The sequence below is a fragment of the Pseudomonas trutticola BRTCR10 genome, assembly GCF_056155105.1.
The window spans coordinates 5,323,822-5,342,746 of sequence record NZ_CM149552.1 but is presented as its reverse complement, the minus strand read 5'-3'; the positions used below and the strand labels follow the sequence as shown (position 1 = coordinate 5,342,746).

15 protein-coding genes are annotated in these 18,925 nt (G+C 59.5%); 10 read left to right on the top strand and 5 right to left on the bottom strand.

Going from position 1 to position 18,925, the window contains the following annotated elements; genetic code table 11:
• Positions 1-35 precede the first annotated feature (35 nt).
• The 5 genes from ACVVH8_RS24135 (at position 36) to ACVVH8_RS24115 (ending at position 5,592) form a co-directional block, all read left to right on the top strand.
• Complete coding sequence (locus ACVVH8_RS24135) at positions 36-677, top strand: YfgM family protein (RefSeq protein WP_103304544.1); 642 nt, start codon at positions 36-38, stop codon at positions 675-677.
• Positions 670-1,821, top strand: a complete 1,152-nt coding sequence (gene bamB, locus ACVVH8_RS24130) for an outer membrane protein assembly factor BamB (protein ID WP_034156262.1) — start codon at positions 670-672, stop codon at positions 1,819-1,821. The genes ACVVH8_RS24135 and bamB overlap by 8 nt, the downstream gene beginning before the upstream one ends.
• 135 nt (positions 1,822-1,956) lie before the next feature.
• Positions 1,957-3,429, top strand: a complete 1,473-nt coding sequence (der, locus tag ACVVH8_RS24125; protein ID WP_090286015.1) for a ribosome biogenesis GTPase Der — start codon at positions 1,957-1,959, stop codon at positions 3,427-3,429.
• Positions 3,430-3,664: 235 nt separating this feature from the next.
• Positions 3,665-4,813 (top strand): pyridoxal phosphate-dependent aminotransferase, encoded by a 1,149-nt coding sequence (locus ACVVH8_RS24120; RefSeq protein ID WP_475226737.1) that lies wholly within the window; start codon positions 3,665-3,667, stop codon positions 4,811-4,813.
• Complete coding sequence (locus tag ACVVH8_RS24115; RefSeq protein WP_213026516.1) at positions 4,801-5,592, top strand: amidohydrolase; 792 nt, start codon at positions 4,801-4,803, stop codon at positions 5,590-5,592. Before ACVVH8_RS24120 ends, ACVVH8_RS24115 begins: the two co-directional genes overlap by 13 nt.
• A gap of 237 nt (positions 5,593-5,829) precedes the next feature.
• Here the strand turns inward: ACVVH8_RS24115 and leuA are convergent, their stop codons facing one another.
• The 4 genes from leuA to ACVVH8_RS24095 form a co-directional block, all read right to left on the bottom strand.
• Positions 5,830-7,509 carry a 2-isopropylmalate synthase gene (gene leuA, locus ACVVH8_RS24110; RefSeq protein WP_103304547.1) on the bottom strand — a complete coding sequence of 560 codons (1,680 nt, stop codon included), beginning with the start codon at positions 7,507-7,509 and terminating at the stop codon, positions 5,830-5,832.
• A 463-nt stretch (positions 7,510-7,972) separates the two neighbouring features.
• Entirely contained in the window at positions 7,973-8,794 is an 822-nt protein-coding gene (locus tag ACVVH8_RS24105) for a peptidoglycan DD-metalloendopeptidase family protein (protein WP_103304549.1), read from the bottom strand.
• A gap of 3 nt (positions 8,795-8,797) precedes the next feature.
• A complete protein-coding gene (gene xseA, locus ACVVH8_RS24100; RefSeq protein ID WP_016984362.1) occupies positions 8,798-10,177 on the bottom strand; it encodes an exodeoxyribonuclease VII large subunit in 1,380 nt (459 codons plus the stop codon).
• A 130-nt stretch (positions 10,178-10,307) separates the two neighbouring features.
• Positions 10,308-11,195: a LysR family transcriptional regulator gene (locus ACVVH8_RS24095; RefSeq protein ID WP_475226735.1), complete on the bottom strand. Its 888-nt coding sequence runs from the start codon at positions 11,193-11,195 to the stop codon at positions 10,308-10,310.
• Positions 11,196-11,295: 100 nt separating this feature from the next.
• On the opposite strand from ACVVH8_RS24095, the gene ACVVH8_RS24090 reads away from it, so the two are divergent.
• From ACVVH8_RS24090 to ACVVH8_RS24070, 5 genes are all read left to right on the top strand, one after another.
• Positions 11,296-12,063 (top strand): sulfite exporter TauE/SafE family protein, encoded by a 768-nt coding sequence (locus ACVVH8_RS24090; RefSeq protein ID WP_475226733.1) that lies wholly within the window; start codon positions 11,296-11,298, stop codon positions 12,061-12,063.
• Between the two features lie 183 nt (positions 12,064-12,246).
• Positions 12,247-12,795, top strand: a complete 549-nt coding sequence (locus ACVVH8_RS24085; protein WP_103304552.1) for a sugar ABC transporter ATPase — start codon at positions 12,247-12,249, stop codon at positions 12,793-12,795.
• Positions 12,796-12,911: 116 nt separating this feature from the next.
• Positions 12,912-14,381 carry an IMP dehydrogenase gene (gene guaB / locus ACVVH8_RS24080; RefSeq protein ID WP_085709413.1) on the top strand — a complete coding sequence of 490 codons (1,470 nt, stop codon included), beginning with the start codon at positions 12,912-12,914 and terminating at the stop codon, positions 14,379-14,381.
• Between the two features lie 99 nt (positions 14,382-14,480).
• Positions 14,481-16,058, top strand: a complete 1,578-nt coding sequence (guaA, locus tag ACVVH8_RS24075) for a glutamine-hydrolyzing GMP synthase (protein WP_213026511.1) — start codon at positions 14,481-14,483, stop codon at positions 16,056-16,058.
• 162 nt (positions 16,059-16,220) lie between these two features.
• Positions 16,221-16,559 (top strand): hypothetical protein, encoded by a 339-nt coding sequence (locus ACVVH8_RS24070; protein ID WP_103304554.1) that lies wholly within the window; start codon positions 16,221-16,223, stop codon positions 16,557-16,559.
• Between the two features lie 121 nt (positions 16,560-16,680).
• Here the strand turns inward: ACVVH8_RS24070 and ACVVH8_RS24065 are convergent, their stop codons facing one another.
• The gene (locus ACVVH8_RS24065; RefSeq protein WP_475226730.1) at positions 16,681-18,753 is read right to left on the bottom strand and encodes a TerD family protein; all 2,073 of its coding nucleotides are present in this window, start codon (positions 18,751-18,753) and stop codon (positions 16,681-16,683) included.
• Between the last annotated feature and the right edge of the window lie 172 nt (positions 18,754-18,925).

Below are 18,925 nucleotides of genomic sequence, written 5' to 3'. Positions count from 1 at the left end.
CTAAACAGCCGATTTAGCGATTAAGGAGTATTGGGGTGTCGAGTACCGAAGACGAACAGTTGGCGGATTTGAAGGACTGGTGGACACGCAACGGCAAACCTCTGGTCACCGGCGGCCTGTTGGCGCTGGTCATCGTGTTCGGCTGGCAGGCTTATCACAAGTATCAGAGCAACCAGTCGCAAGGTGCTTCGGTGCTCTATCAGCAATTGCTGGAAACCACGCTGACGCCTGACGGCAAGCCTGATGTTGCCCGTGTTGCAGATCTGGCCGGCAAGCTCAACAGCGAGTTCGGCGGTTCTGCCTACGCACAGTACGGCAGCCTGTTCGTGGCCAAGGTTGCAGTCGACAGCGGCAAGCTGGACGACGCCGCGACCGAGCTGAAAACCATCGTCGACAAACCGGCCAACCCGGCGCTGGGCGAAATCGCCCGTCAGCGTCTGGCGCAGGTGCTCGGCGCGCAGAACAAGGCCGAAGACGCCCTGAAACTGCTCGACGGCGACGCCGACAAAGCGTTCCTGGCCACTCGCGAAGAACTCAAGGGCGACCTGCTGGTACAGCTGGGCCGTACCGATGACGCGAACAAAGCGTATCAAAAAGCCAAGGCGGCACTGTCGGATGAAGCGGCGGTCGGTGGCCTTCAAATCAAGCTTGACGACCTGGCCAAAGGGGATGCGTGACGTGATCCGTTGGAAGCATGCAGCATTGCTGGCTCTGGCCCTTCTGGCCGCGGGTTGCAGCAGCAACAGTAAAAAAGAATTGCCACCGGCTGAACTGACCGACTTCAAAGAAGAAGTGGTTCTGCACAAGCAGTGGAGTCGTTCGATCGGTGACGGTCAGGGCGAAACCTACAACATGCTGGTGCCGGCGATCGACGGTGACACCATCTACGCCGCCGATGTGACCGGCGTGGTGATGGCCATGGATCGTGGCAATGGCGACGTGAAGTGGAAGCAGGATCTTGATCTGCCTGTCTCCGGCGCCGTTGGCGTAGGTTACGGTCTGGTTCTGATCGGCACTCTGCGTGGCGAAGTGGTCGCTCTGGACACCAGCAATGGTGAAGAGAAGTGGCGTGCTCGCGTCAACAGCGAAGTCCTTGCGCCGCCGGCCAACAACGGCGACGTGGTGGTGGTTCAGACTCAGGACGATCGTCTGATCGGTCTGGATGCCTCCACCGGTACGCAACGCTGGGTGTATGACAGCACGCCTGCCGTTCTGACCCTGCGTGGCACCAGTGCACCGCTGGTGACCAACCGCCTCGCGGTGGCTGGCCTGTCGACCGGCAAAGTGGTCGCTCTGGACATCTCCAACGGCGTGCCGGTGTGGGAACAACGGATCGCGATTCCACAGGGTCGTTCGGAACTGGAGCGCGTGGTCGACATCGACGGCGGCCTGCTGCTGTCCGGCGGTACGCTGTACGTTGCCAGCTATCAGGGTCGCGTGGCGGCACTGGATCTGGAGAGCGGTCGTCAACTCTGGCAGCGCGATGCGTCGAGCTACGCCGGTATTGCCCAGGGTTTCGGCAGCGTTTACGTGAGCCTGTCCTCGGGCACCGTTGAAGGCGTCGACGAGCGTTCCACCACTGCGCTGTGGAGCAACGATTCGCTGGCTCGCCGTCAGTTGTCGGCTCCGGAAGTGTTCTCCAGCTACGTGGCAGTGGGTGACCTGGAAGGTTATCTGCACCTGCTGAGTCAGGTTGACGGTCGTTTCGTCGGCCGTGAGCGCATCGACAGCGACGGCCTGCGTGCCCGTCCGCTGGTGGTGGGTGACACGATTTATGTGTATGGCAACAGCGGCAAACTGGAAGCCCTGACCATCAAGTAACAACTATGCTTGGGGTTAATCCCCAAGCGGCCTTGTATTTACAAGGCTTGCAGCACCCATGGGTGTTGCCCCGAGCACCAGCCGCTGCCTCGCAGCGGCTTTTGTATTTTCTGAAATAACGAAGTGGAGAGCCGCATGGTTCCCGTAATCGCCCTGGTGGGCCGACCGAACGTCGGCAAATCCACCTTGTTCAACCGCCTGACCAGGACTCGCGACGCCATCGTCGGCGACTTGTCCGGTCTGACCCGTGATCGCCAGTACGGTGAGGCCAAGTGGCAAGGGCGTTCCTACATTCTGATCGACACCGGCGGTATCTCCGGTGACGAGCACGGTATGGACGAAAAAATGGCCGAGCAGTCGCTGCTGGCCATTGAAGAGGCAGATGTTGTTCTGTTCCTGGTAGATGCCAAGGCCGGTTTCACCGCCGCCGACCAGATGATCGCCGAGCACCTGCGCAAACGTAACAAGCGTTCCCACGTGGTCGCCAACAAGGTCGACAACATCGACCCGGAAATGGCTCGCGCCGAGTTCGCCCCGCTGGGCATGGGCCACGCGATCCCGATCGCCGGTGCTCACGGTCGCGGCATCACGCAATTGCTGGAAGCCGCCCTGAGCGATTTCCCGCGTGATGATGACGAGCCTGCTGAAGGCGAAGAAGAAGAGATCGTCGCCGAAGGCGAGGAAGCCAAGCGCATTCCTGGCCCGAGCGAAAAAGACGGGATCAAGATCGCCATCATCGGCCGTCCGAACGTCGGCAAATCGACGCTGGTCAACCGCATGCTTGGTGAAGACCGGGTCATCGTCTACGACCAACCCGGCACCACGCGTGACAGTATCTACATCCCGTTCGAACGGAATGAAGAGAAGTACACGCTGATCGACACCGCAGGTGTGCGCAAGCGCGGCAAGATCCACGAAGAAGTCGAAAAGTTCTCCGTGGTCAAAACCCTGCAGGCGATCAAAGACGCCAACGTGGTGATCTTCGTGATGGACGCCCGCGAAGGCGTGGTCGATCACGACCTCAACCTGTTGGGCTTCGCCATCGAATCGGGTCGTGCGCTGGTTATCGCGATCAACAAGTGGGACGGCATGACGCCGAGCGAGCGCGACTTCGTGAAGGTCGAGCTGCAACGTCGACTGTTCTTCGTTGATTACGCCGACATCCACTTCATCTCGGCCTTGCACGGTACTGGCGTGGGCAACCTCTACGCTTCCGTGCAGAACTCGTTCAAGTCGGCGGTCACCCGCTGGCCGACCAACCGTCTGACCCAGATTCTCGAAGACGCGGTTGGCGAACACGCGCCACCGATGGTCAACAACCGCCGGATCAAGCTGCGTTACGCCCACTTGGGTGGTGCGAACCCGCCGATCATCGTGATTCACGGTAACCAGATCGAGAAAGTGCCGAAGTCGTACGTGCGCTATCTGGAGAACACTTATCGCCGCGTGCTGAAGCTGGTCGGTACGCCGATTCGCATCGAGTTCAAGGGCGGCGAGAACCCGTACGAAGGCAACAAGAACACGCTGACCGACCGCCAGGTCAACAAGAAGCGTCGCTTGATGTCGCACAACAAGAAGGCCAGCAAGAAGCGCCGCGACAAGAAGTAAGGTCGCTGGCCGTTGATCGTTCCCATGCTCCGCGTGGGAATGTATCCCGTGACGCTCTGCGTCACAAAAGCTGCGGACGCAGAGCGTCCAAGGCCGCATTCCCACGCAGAGCGTGGGAACGATCGTTGAAAGAGAAGGGCGCCGGTAGGCGCCCTTTTTTTATGGGCGTCGGATGGGCTATCCTCGGGCTCTCCCGCGCCGCCGTCAGAGCCGGGTGTTGAGCAGGGAACCCCCGATGATCACCAGTAAGCTGCCGAATGTCGGCATCACTATTTTCACGCAGATGTCTCAGCTCGCGGCGCAGACCGGAGCCATCAACCTGTCCCAGGGTTTCCCTGATTTCGACGGCCCGCAGTCGTTGCGCGACGCGGTGGGACGGCATATCGCCAGTGGCCACAACCAGTATTCGCCGATGACCGGCCTGCCGGCACTGCGTGAGCAGATTGCGGCGAAGATCGCTCGCAGCTACGGCGTGAAGGTGGATGCCGACACTGAGGTGACGGTGACGCCGGGCGCCACCCAAGCGATCTTCTGTGCGATTCAGGCGGTTATCCACAACGGCGACGAAGTCATCGTGTTCGACCCTTGCTACGACAGCTACGAGCCGGCGACGGAGTTGGCAGGCGGTCGGTGTGTGCATGTGCAACTGAACCCGAACGATTTCTCCATCGATTTCGACAAGCTCGCGGCGGCCCTGAGCCCGCGCACGAAAATGATCGTCATCAACACCCCGCACAACCCCAGCGGCGCATTGATCAGCCGCGCCGAGCTGGATCAACTGGCGGCATTGATTCGCGACCGCGACATCTACCTGATCAGCGACGAAGTCTACGAACATCTGGTGTTCGACGGCGTGCCGCATGTCAGTGTGCTAGCCCATGAAGAGCTGTATCAGCGCGCGTTCGTGGTCAGCTCGTTCGGCAAGACCTACCACGTCACTGGCTGGAAAACCGGTTACGTCGTCGCGCCCCCCGCGCTGAACGCCGAGTTGCGCAAGGTGCACCAGTACGTCAGTTTCTGCGGGGTCACGCCGTTGCAATACGCCTTGGCCGATTACATGGCCGAACATCCGGAACACGTTGAAGAGCTGCCGGGGTTCTATCAGGCCAAGCGCGATCTGTTCTGCGATCTATTGGCTTCGTCGCGGTTCAGCTTCACCCGTGTTGCTGGCACCTATTTCCAGTTGGTCGACTATTCGCAGATCCGTCCCGAGCTGAACGATGTCGAGATGGCGACATGGATGACCCGCGAACACGGCGTGGCGAGTATTCCGGTGTCGGTGTTCTACCAGAACCCGCCTGAAGGCCAGCGCCTGGTGCGTCTGTGCTTTGCCAAACGCGAGGAGACGCTGCGCGAAGCGGCGGCAAAACTATGCGCGATCTGAGTACGTTGCCCGACCTCAATCTGGCGTTGATCCAGACCAGCCTGGCCTGGCACGACCGTCAGGCCAACCTTGAGCACTTCGACGCATTGCTGGAACAGGCGCGTGGGGCAGATCTGATTATCCTGCCGGAAATGTTCACCACTGGCTTCTCGATGGAGTCGGCAACCCTCGCCGAAGCCGAAAACGGCCCGACCAGCAAATGGCTCAAGGCGCAGGCGGCGAAACTCAACGCGGTGATCACCGGCAGCGTGATCATTCAGGCGGCTGACGGCAGCCATCGCAATCGTCTGCTGTGGGCACGTCCCGATGGCGAAGTGCTGCATTACGACAAGCGTCATCTGTTTCGCATGGCCGGCGAGCACAACCATTACACCCCCGGCGAGCGCCAAGTGCAGTTCGAGCTCAAGGGTTGGCGCATCCGCCCGCTGATTTGCTACGACCTGCGCTTCCCGGTATGGAGTCGCGACGCCCAGGACACCGATCTGCTGCTGTACACCGCCAACTGGCCGGGTGCCCGGCGTCTGCACTGGAACCGTTTGCTGCCAGCGCGAGCGATTGAAAACCTCTGCTACGTGGCGGCGGTGAATCGCGTGGGGACCGACGGCAAGGGCTTTGCCTACACCGGTGACAGTCAGGTACTGGATTTCCAGGGCGAGATGTTGCTGGCGGCGGGGGAGGCTGACGGCGTGTTCAAGGCAGTGTTGGAAGCGGCGCCACTGGCGGCGTACCGCGAGCGCTTTCCGGCGAATCTGGATGCGGATACCTTCGAGTTCACCTGAGTTTTGCGCCGTCTGTTCAGGTGTCACCACCCCGTTGTCGAAATGGCAGCCCTCTTCGTCACCGCTGCGATTGAGCGGCGCGNCTCTTCGCGGGCAAGCCCGCTCCCACAGGGAATTGCGTTCAAACTGTGGGAGCGGGCTTGCCCGCGAAGAGGCCTGATTGAACAACACAAAACCATCAAGCAAAAAAAGGCCCCGGAGTTCGCACTCCGGGGCCTTTTGCATTTCAACGAAGGCTTAAGCCGCTTTCGCTTCCGGCTGGCTCAACGAGCGGTTCAGTGCACTGAACAGTGCCTTGAAGCTGGCGGTGGTGATGTTTTCATCGATCCCTACGCCGTGCACCGCACGCTCACCGTTCACACGCAGTTCGATGTAGGCCGCAGCCTTGGCGTTGGTACCCGCACCAATTGCGTGTTCGTTGTAGTCCATGATCTCCACTGGAATCGGCAAGCCGGCCACCAGTGCTTCCAGCGCACCGTTGCCTTTGCCGCGCCAGTGCAGGTTGGTTTCGCCCTGACCCTTGCTCGCCACTTCCACTTCAACATTGCTGTTGCCGTTTTCTTCCTGCAGGCGATGGCTGACCAGCGCGTACGGGGTGTTGGCTTGCAGGTATTCGCTGATCAACAGCGAGTGGATCTGCTTGGCGGTCATTTCCAGGCCCAGACGGTCTGTTTCACGCTGCACGACCTGGCTGAACTCGATCTGCATGCGACGCGGCAGGCTGATGCCGTATTCCTGCTCCAGCAAGTAGGCGATGCCACCCTTGCCGGACTGGCTGTTGACGCGGATCACCGCCTCGTAGCTACGACCGATGTCGGCCGGGTCGATCGGCAAGTACGGCACTTCCCACAGGGCATCGGATTTCTGCTGGGCGAAGCCCTTGCGGATCGCGTCCTGGTGGGAGCCGGAGAATGCGGTGTGAACCAGGTCACCGACGTACGGATGACGTGGGTGAACCTGGATCTGGTTGCACTCTTCGACGACTTTGCGCACGCCGTCGATGTCGGAGAAGTCCAATTGTGGGTCGAGGCCCTGGGTGTACATGTTCAGTGCCACGGTGACGAGGTCGACGTTACCGGTGCGCTCGCCGTTGCCGAACAGGCAGCCTTCGACGCGGTCGGCGCCGGCCATCAGGCCCAACTCGGTGGCGGCCACGCCGGTGCCACGGTCGTTATGGGTGTGCAGGCTGATGAGCACGCTGTCACGACGGTTGATGTTGCGATGGAACCACTCGATCTGGTCGGCGTAGACGTTCGGCGTCGCGCATTCAACGGTGGCTGGCAGGTTGAGGATGATCTTGTGCTCAGGCGTCGGGTTCCAGACCTCGATCACCGCGTCACAGACTTCCTTGGCGAATTCCAGTTCGGTGGCGCTGAAGGTTTCCGGCGAGTATTCGAAGGTCCACTCGGTGTCTGGCTGCATCGCGGCGTATTTGACGAACAGCTTGGCGGCGTTGACCGCGATGGCCTTGATGCCGTCCTTGTCCTGGTTGAAGACAATGCGACGGAAAGACGGCGAGGTAGCGTTGTACAGGTGAACGATGGCTTTTTTCGCCCCGCGCAGGGATTCGAAGGTGCGCTCGATCAAGTCTTCACGGCCCTGGGTCAGCACCTGAATGGTGGTGTCGTCCGGGATATGGCCTTCCTCGATGAGAGTACGCACGAAGTCGAAGTCGGTTTGCGACGCTGCCGGGAACGAGGCTTCGATTTCCTTCACACCCACTTGAACGAGGGTTTTCCAGAAGCGCAGCTTTTTCACCGCGTCCATCGGCTCGATCAGCGACTGGTTGCCGTCACGCAGGTCGGAGCTGCACCAGATCGGCGCGGTGTCGATGGTTTTCGACGGCCAGGTGCGATCCGGCAAGTTGATGACGGGAAATGCGCGGTATTTCGAAGACGGATCTTTGAGCATGCTCATCGGGAAATTCCTTATTGTCTGGGCCGAAAAGAGGCGGCCTGCCGGTGGAACGAATGTTCTTGGAAAAGCGTGGGACGAGGCGCAGCGATTCAGCCCGGCAGTCGTGCGCTGACGAGGCACAGGCTGCGGTGCTGGCGAAGCTGAATAAGGGTGTGAGAGGTTTTCATGCCTTCAACCCTAACCGCGGGTGGGAAGGATGGCAAGCAGTCGGAAAAAATTGAGAGGAATACTCGGAAAGCGAGTTTTTGCGCGATTTTATTGTGCGTAATAAAGACGATTGTTTAGTTTTTTGCGCGGGGTTCGGTTGGGGCGCAATTGATTTTTTGGAGGTTCATTGAGTATTGCGGTGTTGTACAGGCCGCCTTCGCGAGCAGGCTCGCTCCCACAGGGGATCTTTGTTGTTAATAAGATCGAGTGTGGGAGCGAGCCTGCTCGCGAAGAGGCCGGTCGCCTCAACACCTATTTAAGGCTGGAATGCACCAATGAAAATCGCCGGATCCACCCGCGCATCATTCAGGCTGATATTCCAGTGCATGTGCGGCCCGGTCGCCCGGCCAGTCGAACCCACTTTGCCGACCACTGCGCCACGCGCCAGTTGATCGCCGACCTTCACATCAATCTTCGACATATGGCAGAACATGCTGATAAAGCCCTGGCCATGATCGACAAACACCGTGTTGCCGTTGAAAAAATAGTTGCCGGTCAGAATCACTTTGCCCGCCGCCGGAGTCTTGATCGGCGTGCCCGCCGGCACCGCGAAGTCCAGGCCCGCATGCGGATTGCGCTCTTCACCATTGAAGAACCGGCGCACACCAAACTTGCTCGACAGCGGCCCGTTGACCGGTTTGTCCAGCAGCAGATTGCTCGGCGTGTTCGGGCTGAAACTGCGATACGCCTTGATCTGCTCGGCCAGTTCGCCCTCGATGCGCTTGAGGTTCGACTGATCCGGATTGACTTGCTGCTTGTTCTTCAGGGTGATGCGTTGTTCAGGGTATTTCTTGTTGCCCACGGTAAACGGCAGATTGCGCCCACCACTGCTGATCTGCTGCGCGCCGGGCTTGACCGTTAGCGGCACGCCAACAATCGCCAGCCAATTGTTCTGCTCCTTCACCACCAGCACCGGTTTGCCCTGATACGTGGCTTTCGGCGCCTGAGCGGCAACGCCCAGATCAACTACCGCGACGCCGCCCGGCACCGGTTTGTTCAGCAGCCGGGTGATGTAACTGTCGGCGTGGGCGTTGAAGGTCAGACAGAGCAAAAACAATGGAGCCAGAAAACGCGGCATGGATCAGTCCAGTAAAGAGAGGGTGACAGGCGTCAGGTGATTGTCCTCGACGCGCACTTGCAGTTCGCCTTCGCCGAGTTTGGCTTTGAGGCGCTGCCCGGTGTGAGTCTGTGCGGCGTTGCGAATCGCATGACCGCGTTCGTCGAGCAGAATGCTGTAACCACGGCCGAGGGTCGCCAGCGGACTGACCACATGCAGTGTCTGCATCTGGCTATGCAATTGCAGGCGACGGTTTTTCAGACCTTCGCGCATGGCTCGCGGCAGGCGTTCGGCGAGGCTGTCCAGACGTTGGCGCAGCATCGCCAGTTGCCGTCCCGGATGCTGACCGGCGAGGCGCGTTTCCAGGCGAATCAGGCGTTCGCGGCGGGTGTTGAGGTGGCGTTCAAAGGCGCGGCGCATGCGCATGTCCAGATCGTCCAGACGCTGAGCCTGCTGGCGCAGACGTTCACCGGGATGACGCAGACGCCGGGCCATGCCTTCAAGGCGCAGGCGATCACGCATCAAACGGTCTCGCATGCGCATCACCAGACGGCGGTGCAGGCTTTCCACCTGACGGATCAGATGGCTGGAGTCTGGGGCGAGCAGTTCGGCGGCGGCGGAAGGCGTTGGTGCGCGAACGTCGGCGACAAAGTCGCTGATCGACACATCGGTTTCATGGCCGACGGCGCTGACAATCGGCGTTACGCAGGCATCGACGGCGCGGGCCACGGCTTCTTCGTTGAAGCACCAGAGGTCTTCCAGCGAGCCACCGCCACGGGCAAGGATCAACGCATCGAAGCCGCGGGCATCGGCCATTTTCAGGGCGCGGACGATTTGTGCAGTGGCTTCGCGGCCCTGTACGGCAGTCGGAATCAGCGTCAGTTGCACCTGCGGCGCACGACGGCGGAACACGCTGATGATGTCGCGGATCACCGCGCCGGTCGGCGAGCTGATAATGCCGATGCGCTGCGGATGCGCCGGCAGCGGCACTTTGCGTTCGGCGCTGAAAAGGCCTTCGGCGCTGAGCTTTTCCTTCAGTGCATCGAAGGCCAGACGCAACGCACCATCACCGGCCGGCTCCACGGTGTCGAGAATCAGCTGGTAGTCGCCACGGCCCTCGAACAGTGAAACCTTGCCGCGCACCTTCACGGCCAGGCCATCCTTCAGCGCCTGACGCACGCGCGCCGCGTTCTGGCGGAACAAGGCACAGCGCACCTGGGCGCCGCTGTCCTTGAGCGTGAAGTAAATGTGCCCCGACGCCGGGCGGGCGAGGTTGGAGATTTCGCCTTCGACCCAGATGTTGCTGAACACGTCTTCGAGCAACACCCGCGCACGGCCGTTGAGCTGGCTGACGGTCAGGACTTCACGGTCCAGGCCAAGTCTTGCAAAGGGATCTTTAATCATGGGGCGCAGTTTAAAGGCATTCGCCGTCGAATCACCACATGTCCCCTGTAGGAGTAAGCCTGCTCGCGATAGCGGTGTGTCAGGCGAAGAGGTGGTGATGGACAGATCGCTATCGCGAGCAGGCTCACTCCTACAAGGGATTTGTAAAAGTCTGGAGGAAGTGTTGGATCAGTGGAGTAGGGTTCTGGCGATAGGCGAGGGCGACGGTGCTTTGGCAGTCGGGGTCGCTCAGTGGCAAAAAGCGTACGCCGGGCGGGGCAAGGTCCTGCATCGATTCCGGCAGCAGGGCAATGCCGAATCCGGCCTGAATCAACTGCAATTGCGTGGTCTTGCGCGACATCACCCGCGCCGCTTTCGGGAAAAAGCCCTGACGCATGCACAGGTCGGCACATAAATAGCTCAGGCCGCCGCGCTGTGGATGGGGAATGGAAATGAACGGTTCATCCTTCAGTTGCGCCAGTTCGACCAGGGCCGAATCGGCCAACCGATGTTCGGCCGGAACTGCCAGCAGCAAACGCTCAGTAAACAGCGGCACAATCTGAATGCCTTCACGCTGACGAAGCACAGGCAGGCGCAGCAAGCCAATATCGAGGCGCCCCTCGGCCAGATCCTCAAGTTGCGCCTCCGAGGACAGTTTGCCGATGTCCAGCGACACGCCTTGTTGCTGATCGAGATAGCGGCTGATGTCACGCAGCAGGCGCCCACTGATCGGTACGGTGCTCGAATGACTCAGGCGCAATGTACCGAGTTGGCCGTTACCGACTTCGGTGGCCATGGCGCTGGCTTTACTCAGCTCGTTGAGCAGATTTTTCGCACGCGGTAAAAACGCTTCGCCCGCTGCGGTGAGTCGAGGCTGGCGCGCGGTGCGTTCGAACAACGGTGTTTGCAACTGGATCTCCATCTCCTTGATCTGCCGGCTCAGCGCCGATTGCGCAATGAACAATCGCTCGGCTGCAGCACTGAAACTGCCGCATTCGGCGATTTCCACGAAGTAACGCAGTTGGCGGGTAGACAGCACGAGGTATGCCTTTTCGAGATGGGTGGTCGGCTTTGAAGATATTAGTCGCAACGCTTGGCGCTGGCTAAAGTCATCGCAAGCTTATTAAGGACGCGGATCGATGAGTGTGGCAGGACTGTTGAATGAATGGGCGTGGGGCGCCGAGGGCTGGGTGGTGATCGGGCTGGCTATCGCGCTGGCTTATATCGTGTTCGGCATCGCCGGATTTGGCACGGCGCTGGTGGCGGGGCCGATTCTGATTGTGTTTATGCCGTTGTCGAAAATCGTGCCGTTGCTGGTGTTGCTGGATTTCGTTGCAGCGTTCGGCAATCTGCTGCCGTCGCGCCGCGATGTGGCCAAGCCTGAGTTGCTGCGGCTGCTGCCGTGCATGGCCGTGGGTTGCACGTTGGGGGTGATCTTCCTGCTCAACCTCAAATCGGATCTGTTGTTGCTGTTGATGGGGCTGTTCATCAGCGCCTATGCGATTTACAGCCTGTGGGTCAAAACGCGGCCGGCGCAATTGTCAGCGGCGTGGGCGGTGCCGATGGGCACGGTCGGTGGGTTGTTCGGGGCGCTATTTGGCAGTGGCGGCTTTTTATACGCGATCTATCTCAACAGCCGGTTGCCGAAAGACGCAGCGCGGGCCACGCAAAGTGCGCTGATCAGTTGCAGTACGGTGGTGCGTTTGAGCCTGTTTGCCATCGCCGGCGTGTATGCCGAGCTACCCTTGTTGATGTTGGCGCTGTGTCTGTTACCGGCCATGGCGCTGGGGTTGTGGATCGGGCGGCGGTTGACCCTGCGCTTGTCTCGCGAGGCGTTTGTACGGCTGGTGACGTGGTTGGTGCTGGCGAGCGGGATTGCGTTGATCGGGCGTTATTTCAGCACTTGACCGCATTTCGTCAGGGATTAAGCTGCCGCCCGCACTGACGCCATCGCTGGCAAGCCAGCTCCCACAGAGTTCGGTCGCTCACAAATATTGTGTACACCAGAAAAACCTGTGGGAGTTGGCTTGCCAACGATGGCGTCGGAGAGAGCACCGCAGAATTTCCATTTGACGTCACAGGCTGCACCCATGAATTCGCAAAGCATCATCGTCCCGAAAATTTCCACCCTGCCGGTCCACGAACCCCGGGCCCGGGCGATCGTGCGCTGGCTGGTGCGCAAGAACATCATCGAGGAAGAGTTGACCACCTGCGGGCGCACTGGCAACCGCATGGCCCACGCCATTGCCGATGGCGCCCGCGCCGTGGTGTTGCACCCAGAGGCGCTGCCGTTCGGCGAGCCGATCAACGGCCTGGAGATCGTCACCAAACGCTGCATCTACACTCCGGCCAAGGGCTTTCTCGAAGAAGCCGGTTGCGCCGAGTGCCGCCGCGAAGTCGGCGAAGCGCTGTTCGAAAGCCTTGAAGACTGGTTCCCAGGCCGCACCGACAACTTCACCTGCCCAGAATGCGGGCACGAAGACGACATCAACGGCTTTCTGTACCTGCAGGAGTGCGCTTTCTCCAACCTCGGTTTCATCTTCAATAACTGGCTGGAAGCAGGGTTCAAGCAGAGCTTTATCGATGAATTTGCCGATTGGCTGGATCAACCTGTCTCTTGGGTCAAGGTAGAACTGTAGAGCCGGCGATTCCCGTACATCAGCAACATTGATATTAAGCAGAGTTTTACATTGAACAGCAGGGGGTGTCTGACTATAATGGCGCGCTTCCATTTTCCCGCTCGGGAGCCCCCGCGATGCTGCGTATCAGCCAAGAAGCTCTGACATTCGACGACATTCTCCTAGTGCCTGGTTATTCCGAGGTGCTTCCTAACGAAGTCAGTCTCAAGACCCGCCTTACCCGTGGCATCGAGCTGAACATTCCTCTGGTTTCTGCCGCAATGGACACCGTCACTGAAGCCCGTCTGGCAATCGCCATGGCTCAGGAAGGTGGCATCGGCATTATCCACAAGAACATGACCATCGAGCAGCAAGCTGCCGAAGTTCGCAAGGTCAAGAAGTTCGAAGCCGGCGTCGTCAAGGATCCGATCACCATCGAGGCTGACGCCACGGTTCGTGATCTGTTCGAATTGACCCGCATGCACAACATTTCCGGCGTTCCGGTACTGCACGATGGCGACCTGGTCGGCATCGTCACTTCCCGTGACGTGCGTTTCGAAACCCGTCTGGAAGCCACCGTACGTGAAGTGATGACGCCTAAAGAGCGTCTGGTCACCGTACGCGAAGGCGCCAACAAGAACGAAGTCCGCGAGTTGCTGCACAAGCACCGTCTGGAAAAAGTTCTGATCGTCGACGACAAGTTTGCCCTCAAAGGCATGATGACCGTCAAAGACATCGAAAAAGCCAAAGCCTACCCGCTGGCCAGCAAGGACGATCAAGGTCGTCTGCGCGTTGGCGCTGCCGTCGGCACCGGTAAAGACACCGGTGATCGCGTCGCAGCCCTGGTCAATGCCGGTGTGGACGTGGTGGTGGTCGACACCGCGCACGGTCACTCCAAAGGCGTGATCGACCGCGTTCGCTGGGTCAAAGAGAATTTCCCTGAAGTGCAGGTGATCGGCGGCAACATCGCCACCGGCGCCGCTGCCAAGGCCCTGGCCGAAGCGGGCGCCGACGCAGTCAAGGTCGGTATCGGCCCTGGCTCGATCTGCACCACCCGTATCGTCGCCGGTGTCGGCGTTCCGCAAATCAGTGCCATCGCCAACGTTGCCGCTGCCCTCGAAGGCACTGGCGTGCCGTTGATCGCCGACGGCGGTATCCGTTTCTCCGGTGACCTGTCCAAGGCCATCGTAGCCGGTGCTTCCTGCGTGATGATGGGCTCGATGTTCGCCGGTACTGAAGAAGCACCGGGCGAAATCGAACTGTTCCAGGGCCGTTCGTACAAGGCTTATCGCGGCATGGGTTCGCTGGGCGCCATGTCCCAGGCTCAAGGCTCCTCCGACCGTTACTTCCAGGACTCCTCGGCCGGTGCCGAGAAACTCGTTCCGGAAGGCATCGAAGGCCGTGTGCCTTACAAAGGCACCCTGAGCGCGATCATTCACCAGTTGATGGGCGGTCTGCGTTCCTCGATGGGTTACACCGGCAGCGCCAACATCGAAGAGATGCGCACCAAGCCTGAATTCGTGCGGATCACCGGCGCCGGCATGGCCGAATCCCACGTGCACGACGTGCAGATCACCAAAGAAGCGCCAAACTACCGCGTAGGTTGAGCCTTCAAGCAACAAGCTAAGCAACCGGGGCTGTTTTATTCAGCCCCGAGTTGTTTCTGAATCACGACTGTTTCTGAATGACTTAGACGAGACTGAATCATGGCCCTCGATATTCACGCTCACCGCATCCTGATCCTCGACTTCGGCTCGCAATACACCCAACTGATCGCCCGCCGCGTGCGCGAGATCGGTGTGTACTGCGAACTGCACCCGTTCGACATGGACGAAGATGCGATCCGCGAATTCGCTCCAAAAGGCGTCATCCTCGCCGGCGGCCCAGAGTCCGTACACGAAGCCAACAGCCCGCGCTGCCCGCAGGCCGTGTTTGACCTGGGCGTGCCGGTCTTCGGTATCTGCTACGGCATGCAGACCATGGCCGAACAACTGGGCGGCAAGGTTGAAGGTTCCGAACTGCGTGAGTTCGGTTACGCCCGTGTTGACGTGGTCGGCAAGAGCCGTCTGCTCGACGGCATCGAAGACCACATCGACGCTGATGGCCTGTTCGGCCTCGACGTGTGGATGAGCCACGGTGACAAAGTCACCAGGATGCCGGAAGACTTCCACATCCTCGCCAGCACCCCGAGCTGCCCGATCGCCGGCATGTTCAACGACGAGCGTGCTTACTACGGCGTGCAGTTCCACCCGGAAGTGACCCACACCAAACAGGGCGGTCGCATCCTGTCGCGTTTCGTTCTCGACATCTGCGGCTGTGAAGCCCTGTGGACTCCATCGAAAATCGCTGAAGACGCCATCGCCAACATCCGCGCCCAGGTCGGCACCGACAACGTGCTGCTGGGTCTGTCCGGCGGCGTTGACTCCTCGGTGGTTGCGGCGCTGCTGCACAAAGCCATTGGCGACCAACTGACCTGCGTCTTCGTCGACAACGGCCTGCTGCGTCTGCACGAAGGCGAGCAAGTGATGGCCATGTTCGCCGAGAACATGGGCGTCAAAGTGATTCGCGCCAATGCTGAAGATCAGTTCCTGAACAACCTGGCCGGCGAAGCCGATCCAGAGAAGAAGCGCAAGATCATCGGTCGCACCTTCATCGACGTATTCGATGCCCAGTCCAACAAACTGGAAAACATCAAGTATCTCGCTCAGGGCACCATCTACCCGGACGTGATCGAGTCGGCTGGCGCGAAAAGCGGCAAGGCTCACGTAATCAAGTCGCACCACAACGTGGGCGGCCTGCCGGAAGAGATGAACCTGAAACTGGTCGAGCCACTGCGCGAGCTGTTCAAGGACGAAGTCCGTCGTCTGGGCCTGGAACTGGGCCTGCCGTACGACATGGTCTACCGTCACCCGTTCCCGGGCCCGGGCCTGGGCGTACGTATCCTCGGTGAAGTGAAAAAGGAATACGCCGACCTGCTGCGTCGTGCCGACCACATCTTCATCGAAGAACTGCGCAAAGCCGACTGGTACCACAAAGTCAGCCAGGCCTTCGTGGTGTTCCAGCCAGTGAAATCGGTTGGCGTGGTGGGCGATGGCCGTCGTTACGCCTGGGTCGTGGCCCTGCGTGCCGTGGAAACCATCGACTTCATGACCGCACGTTGGGCACACCTGCCTTACGAACTGCTGGAAACCGTATCCGGCCGCATCATCAATGAAATCGAAGGCATCTCCCGCGTCACTTACGACGTGTCGAGCAAGCCGCCGGCGACCATTGAGTGGGAATAATGTCACCGGCCTGAGGGCCGATTGACTGAAATAAAAAACCGTCTGGCGTACGCGTCAGGCGGTTTTTTTTTGAGTTCACCGTGTGCAATCGAAGTGGGTACTAGCACACCTGTACTATAGCTACGCGTATTTCCTCGCCCTAAGCTACAGGCAACTTCTGTTGTGGGTTGGACCGCCATCGTTCGTGGCAAAACCACTAAAAACCAGATATCTCAGATGTTTGGCCCGCCGATGCAGGAACAGGCCGACTCGGACACCATGACTAACTGGACGTACGTCAAAAGCGAAGAAGGGCTGGAGAAGTACGTGAATCTTGCCCACCGATTCGTCTCGCCGGAAACCAGCGGTGCTATTGGTACAGCAACGTCACACGTGGCCAATGCGCAGGGCACGATGAATGAAGTGACCAGCGTAACCACCGGCAAGACCACCGCCCAAGGGATCAATTTAAGGATTTTTTTCGAGAACGATATCGTCCAGAATTATTCTGTTTCGCGTTGATTACGCCTACGGATCTTCGCCAATGCCAGTCAGTTTTACTGACTGGCATTTTTGTTTCCGGGCGCAAAGCACCTTGGCAAGACTCGTCGCGCTAAATTGATCGCGAAGACTGGAGTCGTTACTAAAGAAACTGCGATCGAATCACGTCTGTATCGAACGGCGTTGTCCCTTGATCAGGCGCAAAAACCACCTGTGCCTGCTGCGGCGAAGCCACTCGTTCGCCTCGTGCTCGAACATGTAAATCGAACAGAGTTTCCAGATCCGGCCGTGGCGTATGCACCAAAGCCCGCAGCATCAACGATACCCCGCTGAGATTGTTGCCGACGTTGTTCCACCGTGGAGATGAAGTGAGCCCCAGATCGGCCCAGATCATGCGTCGTTCCTGAAGGTCCATCACGAATGGCAGACAGATCACTGTGTCGGACGCGATATCGATACGGTCGAACACGGTTCGCGGCTCGTACACTTCACCCGACGCAGTGTCAGTGCGGGCCATCCAGCCAGCGAAGCATTCCGGGAGATCGCAGTACGGCTGCTGGGTGTATGAGTTGATGGACGTGACGACATAACGGATGCCCTGCTCGACGAGCACGTCGATGTCGAGATCGATAAATTCCGAAGCCCCGTCGGGCGCATCGACGATGTCGCCGCTGTGGTAACCGCCGTAGCCCTTCAGGTTGTAGTACGCGACCGTATCCTTGAACACGAAGTCGGCATCGAAAAATGCGGCGGACAAGTCGATGTCCGTGCGTTCGCGGCCATTCTTCCACCACAGAAACAGGCGAATGAATCGTGTGTCAGGCACAGGCAATCGACTGCCCCGCACCAGTGTACGTAGTGACTTCGATGAAGCGCGCTGCGCCAGCGGCACCTTGTATTCACGTAATGCTGGATCAATGAAACAGCGACCTAATGGCGGCAGGGAGGCAAAACGCTGTACGAGTGCGTTCTCGCAGATACGGGCAGCACGCGCCAACGTTTCAGGTGTGAGAGGTTCGCGTCGATCCTTGATGGCAAAGACTTTGGCGAATGAACCTTTCGGGGTGAACGCCCGCAGGGGCAGAGGGCGCGGTGCACGTAACTGGGCCAGCAACTGCAGCAGAACGGGTGAGGAAACGTGTGCCGCAACAGCCTCGAACGCGTCGAGTACCGATTCGGTTTCCATCGCGCGGCGCAGGGTTACGTCAAGCCGTCGTGCGAACTCGCCAGGACGGCTTTGTAGTATTGGCACAAGCGTGGCGATGTCACGCTGGGCCAGCATTGTTTCGACACGTGAATTAAATGTGGCGGGCGGTTCGTTACGACGCGCTGCCGTGATGGCGGCCAGCGCTCGTGGGTACTTCTCGGCGTAGTCGCCCGGATGCAGTACTTCAGCCAGGCGTTTCCAGCGCTCAGCATGGCGCATCACGTCTTCTACAGCGTCGGGAATGTTATCGAGCAGGCGCAAAAACAGGCGGCGTATCGAGCGCTTCATCGCTTTGAAACGTGTCGAAGCGGTCGCCAGCGACACGTCTCCGCCACTCAACGCGACCGCCAGTCGTAGCACGTCAGTTGCCGTTTCGACGTTTCGCTGCAGAAATGTGTCGACCCGAGCATCGCTGGCGACATGCAGGATCAGTGCCCCGCCAACCAGTGCACGGATCTCCCGGAAGGGGATGGTCTCGGGCAGCAGACGGAACACATCGCTTTTGTATTCGCGGATAAACCAGACGACATCGGCCGTCTCCTCTTCGGAGAGCGAGGTGCGCGATGAAACCAGTGGCTCAAGCAGTGACTCGAACTCAGACACGCTTCCGGATTCGATCACCCAAGGTATGAAGTTGCCTTCAAGCAGGGGAGGTCGAGAGTGTTCAGTCGGTGGTAAACGCCGAAGCGTGAGGTAGTGCATGACGGCGTTCAGGTACAGCTCTGCCTCTGGGGCCTGCAGAACCTGCTCTGGAAAGTCAGGATAAAACGGCCGGTGGTGCACATGAGCGCCAGCCCGGCGCCGAAGCATTCCGATAATGTCGCGCAGCCAGTGCTTGAGTTCTGCGGGTGACAGCCCGCCGATTTGCTCAATCAGAGACTCCGAGAGTACGCATCGGAACGCCGCGATTTCCTGGATGGCCGACGCGACATGAGCACGCGTGGCACCGCCAGTGCCCATCGGGACGTGAACTTTGCTGCGGCGACGCAGGAACAGCTCCTGATTCATCCTTGATTTTCTCCTTTGGTCGCCGTCGTGAACGAGCAGCAGCATTGTGTCTACAGCAGATATGAAAACGCCTGCAAGCAGCAGGCGCAGTGTGGAGAGCGAAACCCCTAGGTCATAGGAGGTTTAGAAGGAAGGTGTTCCATAGCCACGGACGCATTCTACGGGAGGTTGT

Coding starts and splice junctions, on each gene's coding strand:
- bamB (WP_034156262.1), top strand. CDS start 670: ATGCGTGACGTGATCCGTTGGAAGCATGCAGCATTGCTGGCTCTGGCC.
- der (WP_090286015.1), top strand. CDS start 1,957: ATGGTTCCCGTAATCGCCCTGGTGGGCCGACCGAACGTCGGCAAATCC.
- ACVVH8_RS24120 (WP_475226737.1), top strand. CDS start 3,665: ATGATCACCAGTAAGCTGCCGAATGTCGGCATCACTATTTTCACGCAG.
- ACVVH8_RS24115 (WP_213026516.1), top strand. CDS start 4,801: ATGCGCGATCTGAGTACGTTGCCCGACCTCAATCTGGCGTTGATCCAG.
- leuA (WP_103304547.1), bottom strand. CDS start 7,509: ATGAGCATGCTCAAAGATCCGTCTTCGAAATACCGCGCATTTCCCGTC.
- ACVVH8_RS24105 (WP_103304549.1), bottom strand. CDS start 8,794: ATGCCGCGTTTTCTGGCTCCATTGTTTTTGCTCTGTCTGACCTTCAAC.
- xseA (WP_016984362.1), bottom strand. CDS start 10,177: ATGATTAAAGATCCCTTTGCAAGACTTGGCCTGGACCGTGAAGTCCTG.
- ACVVH8_RS24090 (WP_475226733.1), top strand. CDS start 11,296: ATGAGTGTGGCAGGACTGTTGAATGAATGGGCGTGGGGCGCCGAGGGC.
- ACVVH8_RS24085 (WP_103304552.1), top strand. CDS start 12,247: ATGAATTCGCAAAGCATCATCGTCCCGAAAATTTCCACCCTGCCGGTC.
- guaB (WP_085709413.1), top strand. CDS start 12,912: ATGCTGCGTATCAGCCAAGAAGCTCTGACATTCGACGACATTCTCCTA.
- guaA (WP_213026511.1), top strand. CDS start 14,481: ATGGCCCTCGATATTCACGCTCACCGCATCCTGATCCTCGACTTCGGC.
- ACVVH8_RS24065 (WP_475226730.1), bottom strand. CDS start 18,753: ATGAATCAGGAGCTGTTCCTGCGTCGCCGCAGCAAAGTTCACGTCCCG.